Source organism: Roseovarius sp., assembly GCF_018066915.1.
Classification (GTDB): domain Bacteria; phylum Pseudomonadota; class Alphaproteobacteria; order Rhodobacterales; family Rhodobacteraceae; genus Roseovarius.
Genome location: NZ_JAGPVV010000020.1, coordinates 1 through 7,884, shown reverse-complemented (window position 1 = coordinate 7,884; position 7,884 = coordinate 1). Strand labels below are relative to the sequence as shown.

The window sequence follows — 7,884 nt, the reverse complement described above, 5'->3', positions numbered from 1 at the left end:
CGCAAGGAGTGGCCCAATATCGACCGGTGGCTGAAAAACATCAGCGCCACGCCCGGCTGGAAACACCCCTATGACCTGATGCCCGGCAGCCCCGCTGACCGCGCCTGAACGAAGGAGACCGATATGTCTGACGCTTATATCTACGACACCCTGCGCACCCCGCGCGGCAAGGGCCGCAAGGATGGCGCGCTGCACGAGGTGACGGCCGCGCGCCTATCGGCGCAGGTGCTCAACGCGCTGAAATCCCGCAACGGACTCGATGGTCACGCCGTCGAGGATGTGATCTGGGGCAATGTCACGCAGGTGATGGAGCAGGGCGGCTGCCTTGCGCGGACTGCCGTGCTCGCCTCTGATCTGGATGAGAGCATCCCCGGCCTTGCCATCAACCGCTTTTGCGCCTCTGGCATGGAGGCGGTGAACCTTGCCGCCAACCAGATCAAGGGTGGCGCCGGTGAGGCCTATATCGCAGGCGGGGTCGAGATGATGGGCCGCGTTGCCATGGGAAGCGATGGGGCGGCGATTGCCGTGGACCCGTCGATTGCGATGGAGACCTATTTCGTGCCGCAAGGCATTAGCGCCGATATCATCGCCACCGAATACGGGTTCACCCGGGACGAGGCCGACGCGCTCGCCGTGGAATCGCAGCGCCGTGCCAAGGCGGCCTGGGATGACAAGCGGTTCGCGAAATCCATCATCGAGGTGCAGGATCAGAACGGCCTGACCATTCTCGACTATGATGAATACATGCGCCCCGGCACCGACATGCAGACACTGGGGGCACTTACCCCGGCGTTTCAGGCGATGGGCGAGGTGATGCCGGGCTTTGATACGATCGCCAAGATGAAATATCCGCATCTGGAGCGGATCAACCATATCCACCACGCGGGCAATTCATCCGGCATCGTCGATGGTGCGGCGGGTGTGTTGATCGGCTCCAAGGAATTTGGCGAGAAATGGGGCCTCAAGCCGCGCGCGCGCATCGTGCAGACCTGCAAGATCGGCACGGACCCGACGATCATGCTGACCGGCCCGGTGCCTGCCACGCAGAAAATCCTCGCCGACAGCGGCATGTCGATTTCCGACATCGACCTCTTCGAGGTGAACGAGGCCTTCGCATCGGTTGTTCTGCGGTTTCAGCAGGCGTTCAATGTCGATCCCGGCGTCGTCAACGTGAACGGGGGCTCCATCGCCATGGGTCATCCGCTGGGGGCCACGGGGGCCATCATCATCGGCACGCTGCTGGATGAGTTGGAGCGGACCGGCAAGGGCACGGGCCTTGCCACGCTCTGCATCGCCTCTGGCATGGGCGCCGCCACCATCATCGAACGCGTGTAAGAGGAGATGACCAAGATGACTGATTTCACGATGGAAAAAGGCGCGGATGGCGTCGCGATCATCACCTGGGACACGGTTGGCAAGTCCATGAATGTGATGAACACCCAAGGGTTTCTCGACCTCGAGGCGCTGATTGATGACGCGCTTGCCGACGATGCCGTCAAGGGCGTGATCCTCACCTCCGGCAAGGCAGGGTCCTTCGCGGGCGGTATGGACCTCAACATCATCGCCAAGATGCGCGATGACGCGGGCGACAACCCGGCCAAGGGTCTCTTTGACGGGGTGATGGGGATGCATGCCATCCTGCGCAAGATCGAGCGTGCGGGCATGGACCCCAAGACCAACAAGGGCGGCAAGCCGATTGCGGCGGCCCTGCCCGGCACGGCGCTTGGCATCGGGCTTGAGATTCCGCTCGCCTGCCACCGCATCTTTGCCGCAGACAATCCGTCGGCCAAGATCGGCCTGCCCGAGATCATGGTGGGGATTTTCCCCGGCGCGGGTGGCACGACACGCCTAGTGCGCAAGCTGGGGGCGATGGCCGCCTCGCCGCTCCTGCTCGAAGGCAAGCTCAATGATCCCAAAAAGGCCAAGGCCGCCGGTGTGGTGGATGAGGTGGTGCCCGCCGATCAACTGATCGAAAAGGCCCGCGAATGGGTGCTGAGCAATCCCGAGATCGTCAAACCCTGGGATGACAAGGGCTACAAGATGCCCGGCGGCGCGCCCTATCATCCGGCGGGCTTCATGACCTTTGTCGGGGCCTCCGCCATGGTCAACGGCAAGACCCAAGGTGCCTTTCCGGCAGCCAAGGCGCTCTTGTCAGCGGTCTATGAAGGCGCGCTCGTGCCCTTTGATACCGCCCTCAAGATCGAGGCGCGCTGGTTCGTCAATGTGTTGATGAACCCAAGCTCCAGCGCGATGATCCGCTCGCTCTTCATCAACAAGGAAGCGCTGGAAAAAGGGGCCAATCGCCCCGACGTGCCTGATCAGCGCGTGAAGAAAGTAGGCGTCATGGGCGCGGGCATGATGGGGGCAGGCATTGCGCTTGTCTCTGCCATGGCGGGCATGCAGGTGGTTCTGATCGACCAGAAACAAGAGGCGGCGGACAAGGGTAAATCCTACACCGCCGATTTCATGGATCAGGGCATCAAGCGCGGCAAGGCCACGGCAGAGAAGAAGGCGGCGACGCTCGATCTGATCACCGCCACCACGGATTATGCGGCGCTCAAGGGCTGTGATCTGATCATCGAGGCGGTGTTCGAGGACCCCAAGGTCAAGGCCGAAGTCACCAAAAACGTGCTCAAGGTCGTGGACAAGGACTGCATCTTTGCCACCAACACCTCGACCTTGCCGATTTCCGAACTGGCCAAGGCGTCTGACACTCCCGAGAACTTCATCGGTATCCATTTCTTCTCGCCGGTCGAAAAGATGATGCTGGTCGAGATCATCAAGGGTGCGAAAACCGGCCCCCGCGCCGTCGCAAAGGCGTTGGATTACGTCCGGCAAATCCGCAAGACGCCGATCGTGGTCAATGACGCGCGCTTCTTCTACTGCAACCGCTGCATCATTCCCTATATCAACGAGGGTCTGCGCATGGTGGCCGAGGGCATCGCCCCCGCGCTCATCGACAATGCCGCGCGGCAGCTTGGTTTCCCGGTTGGGCCGCTGCAACTGGTCGATGAAACCTCGATTGACCTCGGTGCCAAGATTGCCCGCGCGACCAAGGCGGCGATGGGCGACGCCTATCCGGATGCCGCTGTTGATGAAGTGATCTTTTATATGGAAGGTGAGGGGCGTCTGGGGCGCAAATCCAAGGCCGGGTTCTTTGACTATGACGACAAGGGCAAGCGTCTGGGATACTGGCCGGGTCTTGCCACTAAATATCCCCGTGCCGCAGAACAGCCCGATCTGCATGAGGTTCAGCATCGCCTGATGTTCGCGCAAGTGCTCGAGGCGGTGCGCGCGCTCGAAGAGGGTGTGCTGGAGGACATCCGTGAAGGCGACGTGGGTGCGATCCTCGCTTGGGGCTTTGCGCCCTGGTCGGGTGGGCCATTTGCGTGGCTCGACATCATTGGCACGCCCTATGCCGCAGAGCGTTGTGATCAGTTGGCCGAAAAATTCGGCCCCCGCTTCACGACGCCCAAACTGCTGCGCGAGATGGCGGACAAAACCCAGAGCTTCTATGGGCGTTTTGGCGGACAGGCGGCTGCAGCCTGATTACAACACAAAGCCCGGCGCGCCTTGTTCGCGCGCGCCGGGCTTCTTCATGGATAAAATACTCATATATTCTCTTTGGTTTATCCCAGAGAGGCGCGAGAGCTTATGCGCTCAGAGCGGCACAAAGGCATCTTGATTGCCGCTATATTGCTCCAGTGCGCCAGACCCGATTTCGTGCCAGAGCCCGTGCAGCGTGAGCGCGCCCTCTGACACGGCCTTGGCGACAAACGGAAACGTCATCAGGTTCTCAAGCGAGATCACCACCGCCTGCTTTTCCAGCGCGTTCATCTGGGCATCGGCATCGGCCATGTCCTTGACCCGCTCATAGCCCGGCCGCAGGATATCGAGCCAACGCCCGACAAAGCTGGTCTGCTTGTCCAGTTCCGGCGCATGGCCCGAGCACATGTCAAGACATCCCTTGACCCCGCCGCAGGCGGAATGGCCGATCACGATCACATGCGCCACCTTGAGCGCTGTGACTGCATATTCCACCGCCGCCGAGGTGCCGTGCTGGGCACCATCGCTCACGTAGGGTGGGACAAGGTTGGCGATATTGCGGTGGATAAAGAACTCGCCCTGATCTGCGCCAAAGATCGAGGTCACGTGCACGCGGCTGTCACAACATGAAATCACCATCGCGCGCGGGTGCTGACCCTGCTGCGCCAGATGCCGATACCACGACTGGTTCTCGGTATAGCTCGTGGCCTTCCAGCCATGAAAGCGGTGCACCAGATAAGCGGGCAGGGGGCGGGCATGTTCCATGGTCTCTCCCGGGGGTTGGGGCAATCGACTGGTCAATAGTCTGGATTCGCCTCGAATTCGAGTGACAATTTGCGCCGACGGAAACCATTTGGGAACCGCAATGGCGTCATTCTGCCCGCGCTGCGGGGGCAGGGTGAGTATGACAATGTGGGTGAGAACGTGGAACAGGTGACATTGCTGAAACAACAGGAGCAGGTGCGGCTCGACACGCATCGGCTTGCGGCGCTCTATCTGCAACTGGGCGAAACGAATGCCGAGGATGTGGTGTGCCGTGCGCTCGAGGACCTGGCGGCGCGGCTCACGCATGCCGAGCGGCTGTACCGAGAGGGGCATATGGCCGACCTGCGCAAATGCGCGCGCAGTCTGATCGCCATCGCGGATCAGATCGGCATGTTCCATCTGGCGCGGGTGGCGGGGGATGTGACGGGCTCTGTCGACGCAGGCGACGCTACCGCTCTTGCTGCAACCTTTGCGCGGCTGTTGCGGATCGGCGAGGGCTCGCTCTGCGAAATATGGGATATGTCGGACCCGCTCTCTTGATCGCAGATTTGACGGGTTGCAGGCGGCGTAATCGTGGCTAGGCTGGCGCGCAACATTCCCGCCAAAAGGTCTGCCCAAATGAGCCTGAGATTCGCTGCCCCCGACACGCCTGCCATTCCGCTCCATCTGGTCACAGAAGAGGCGCTTGAGGGATGGTTGACAGGGCAGGCGCCCGAGGTGGCCACTTGGGTGCGCGCGATGGGTTTCTCCGGCGCGCTTGGGCGCGTGCTTATTGTGCCTGATACGACGGGTGGCATTGCCATGGCCTTGGGCGGATATGGATCGGTGGTGTCGCGCGCGCGCGGGCGGTTTCATCTGGCCGGGATCGCCGCTGCCTTGCCCGCAGGCACCTACCGCGTCGAGGGCCTGCCCGAGGATCAGGCCGAGACCGAGGCCTTGGGTTGGCTCTTGTCGCATTACGCCTATGAGCGCTACCGAGATCAAAACCCCGCCAAGGCGCGGCTCATCGCGCCCGAGGGTGTCGATGCCGCGCGGTTGGAAATCATCGCGGCGGGTGAGGCGCTGACGCGTGATCTCATCAACACCCCCGCCAACGATCTTGGGCCTGACGCGCTCGAGGCCGCTTGCGCCGCCATCGCAGATCAGCAGGGTGCGCGCATGACTTGCGTGCGGGGTAAAGATCTGCTCGCGCAGAATTTTCCGTTGATCCACACCGTCGGGCGCGCCTCTGCTGTGCCCCCGCGCCTCATGGACATGCGGTGGGGTGAGAGTGGCCCGAAGTTGACCTTGGTCGGCAAGGGGGTCTGTTTCGACACCGGCGGGCTCAATCTCAAACCCGGCTCCTCCATGGGGTTGATGAAGAAAGACATGGGCGGGGCCGCCACGGTTCTGGGGCTTGCGCATATGATCATGGCGATTGGCCTGCCCGTGCAGTTGCGCGTGCTCATTCCGGCGGTGGAAAACGCAGTCGCGGGCAACGCCTTTCGCCCTGGTGATATCCTGACAGCCCGCACCGGGTTGACGGTTGAGGTCAACAACACCGATGCCGAGGGGCGGCTGGTGCTGGCTGACGCGCTATCCTATGGGGCCGAGGATGCGCCGGACCTGATGATCTCGATGGCGACGCTGACCGGGGCCGCGCGGGTGGCGCTTGGGCCGGACCTTTCGCCGTATTACACCGACGATACTCGCTTTGCCGGGGCGCTCGATGCCGCAGCCGTGCGCGTCGCTGATCCGGTCTGGCGCCTGCCGTTTCACACGCCTTATGAGGCGATGATCGAGCCGGGCATCGCCGATCTCGACAATGCGCCTTCGAATGGATTTGCAGGCTCGATCACCGCCGCGCTTTTCTTGCGACGCTTCGCAGGTGGGCTGAACTATAGCCATTTCGACATCTACGGCTGGACGCCGACGGCGGCCCCCGCCCGGCCCAAGGGCGGTGTTGGCATGGGCGCGCGGGCATTGCTCGCGGCGCTGCCAGAGGTGTTGGGGCTGTGACCACAATCCGCCTGATTGCCTTGCCTCTCGTTGACCTCTTGCGCAGCCCGGATGGCCCGCGCGACCGGCAACTCTTGATGGGTGAGGCGGTGGTCGTGAGGTCGATCACGGGTGGCTGGGCAGAGGTCAGCGCCACCCGCGACGGTTATCCGGGATTTGTGCCCGAGGTCGCGCTGACAGAGGGCAGCGTCACCCACCGCATCAGCGCCCGCGCCACGCATGTTTACCCCGCCCCGGATTTCAAGACCCGCGAGCGGTTCAGCCTCAGCCACGGTGCGCAGTTGCGGGTGCTCTCTGAAGAAGGTCGCTTTGTCGAAACACCGCAGGGTTACATCCCGCGCGCGCATCTGACACCGTTGGACATTCGTGCAACCGATCCTGTCACCGTCGCGGAAACCTTCCTTGGCACGCCCTATCTCTGGGGAGGGAATTCCAGCTTTGGTATCGACTGTTCGGGGTTGGTGCAGGCCGGATGCCTTGCCTGCAGCATCGCCTGTCCCGGTGACAGCGGCCCGCAAGAGCAAGGCTTGGGGGAAACGCTCCCGGACGGCGCGCCGCTCCAACGCGGCGACCTTCTCTTTTGGCGCGGGCATGTCGCATGGGTGTCTGACCCTGACACGCTCCTGCATGCCAACGCGCATCACATGGCCGTGGCCTATGAACCCATCCAAGATGCCATTGCCCGCATCACCGCGCAGGGGGGCGGCCCCGTCACCTCTCGCAAACGTCTGAAAGGACTGACATGACCTCCGATCCCTTCTTTCACCCGGTTTCCGGGTTCGAACTGCCGCGCTTTGCCGGTGTGCCCACTTTCATGCGCCTTCCTTATGTGCCCAACGGACATGAGCGGTACAGTGACGTGCAAATCGGTCTGATTGGTGTGCCGTGGGATAGTGGCACCACCAACCGCCCCGGTCCGCGCCATGGCCCTCGCCAATTGCGCGATGCCTCCACCATGATCCGCGCGCAGCATCCGACCTCGGGCATGCGCCCGTTCGAGGCGGTGAATTGCGCCGATCTGGGGGATGTGGGCCCAAACCCTGCGGATATCATGGACAGCATGCGCCGGATCACCGAGTTCTACGATAGTGTGACGGGCACGGGGATCATTCCCCTGACGGCGGGCGGTGATCACCTCACCACCCTACCGGTGCTGCGCGCACTCGCCCGCCGTGCGCCCGTTGGCATGATCCATTTCGACAGCCATACGGACCTCTATCACTCTTATTTCGGCGGCACGATGTATACCCACGGCACCCCCTTCCGCCGCGCGGTGGAAGAAGGTCTGCTCGATCCCAAGCGCGTCGTGATGATCGGTCTGCGCGGAACCATGTATGACACCGAGGATCGCGATTTCGCAGCCGCTGAGGGTATCCGCCTCATCCTGATCGAGGAATTTCACGCCCGCGGACCTGAGGATGTGATGATCGAGGCGCGCGAGATTGCAGGCAGCGGCGATACCTATGTCAGCTATGACATCGACTTTGTTGACCCCACCTTTGCCCCCGGCACCGGCACGCCCGAGGTGGGCGGCCCCAACAGCTATCAAGCGTTGCAGGTGGTGCGCGGGCTGGA

At 62.6% G+C, this 7,884-nt stretch carries 7 protein-coding genes and 1 pseudogene; 7 read left to right on the top strand and 1 reads right to left on the bottom strand.

Annotated features, from left to right (window positions below; genetic code table 11):
- From KBT70_RS01215 to KBT70_RS01205, 3 genes and pseudogenes are all read left to right on the top strand, one after another.
- Nucleotides 1-108, top strand: a pseudogene (locus tag KBT70_RS01215) (glutathione S-transferase); the annotation flags it as partial.
- A 15-nt stretch (nucleotides 109-123) separates the two neighbouring features.
- Nucleotides 124-1,335 carry an acetyl-CoA C-acetyltransferase gene (locus KBT70_RS01210; protein ID WP_296627838.1) on the top strand — a complete coding sequence of 404 codons (1,212 nt, stop codon included), beginning with the start codon at nucleotides 124-126 and terminating at the stop codon, nucleotides 1,333-1,335.
- A gap of 15 nt (nucleotides 1,336-1,350) precedes the next feature.
- Nucleotides 1,351-3,549 carry a 3-hydroxyacyl-CoA dehydrogenase NAD-binding domain-containing protein gene (locus KBT70_RS01205; protein WP_296627835.1) on the top strand — a complete coding sequence of 733 codons (2,199 nt, stop codon included), beginning with the start codon at nucleotides 1,351-1,353 and terminating at the stop codon, nucleotides 3,547-3,549.
- A gap of 111 nt (nucleotides 3,550-3,660) precedes the next feature.
- On the opposite strand, the gene KBT70_RS01200 is transcribed toward KBT70_RS01205, so the two are convergent.
- Nucleotides 3,661-4,311 (bottom strand): carbonic anhydrase, encoded by a 651-nt coding sequence (locus tag KBT70_RS01200; protein WP_008279607.1) that lies wholly within the window; start codon nucleotides 4,309-4,311, stop codon nucleotides 3,661-3,663.
- 147 nt (nucleotides 4,312-4,458) lie between these two features.
- On the opposite strand from KBT70_RS01200, the gene KBT70_RS01195 reads away from it, so the two are divergent.
- The 4 genes from KBT70_RS01195 to KBT70_RS01180 all read left to right on the top strand — a co-directional run.
- The gene (locus KBT70_RS01195) at nucleotides 4,459-4,851 is read left to right on the top strand and encodes a hypothetical protein (protein WP_296627831.1); all 393 of its coding nucleotides are present in this window, start codon (nucleotides 4,459-4,461) and stop codon (nucleotides 4,849-4,851) included.
- A 78-nt stretch (nucleotides 4,852-4,929) separates the two neighbouring features.
- On the top strand, nucleotides 4,930-6,309 hold the full coding sequence (locus KBT70_RS01190; RefSeq protein WP_296627828.1) for a leucyl aminopeptidase family protein: 1,380 nt from the start codon (nucleotides 4,930-4,932) through the stop codon (nucleotides 6,307-6,309).
- The gene (locus KBT70_RS01185) at nucleotides 6,306-7,055 is read left to right on the top strand and encodes an NlpC/P60 family protein (RefSeq protein ID WP_296627825.1); all 750 of its coding nucleotides are present in this window, start codon (nucleotides 6,306-6,308) and stop codon (nucleotides 7,053-7,055) included. Before KBT70_RS01190 ends, KBT70_RS01185 begins: the two co-directional genes overlap by 4 nt.
- Nucleotides 7,052-7,884, top strand: an 833-nt coding sequence (locus KBT70_RS01180) for an agmatinase (protein WP_296627824.1), incomplete at its 3' end; no start/stop codon positions are given. The genes KBT70_RS01185 and KBT70_RS01180, both read left to right, overlap by 4 nt.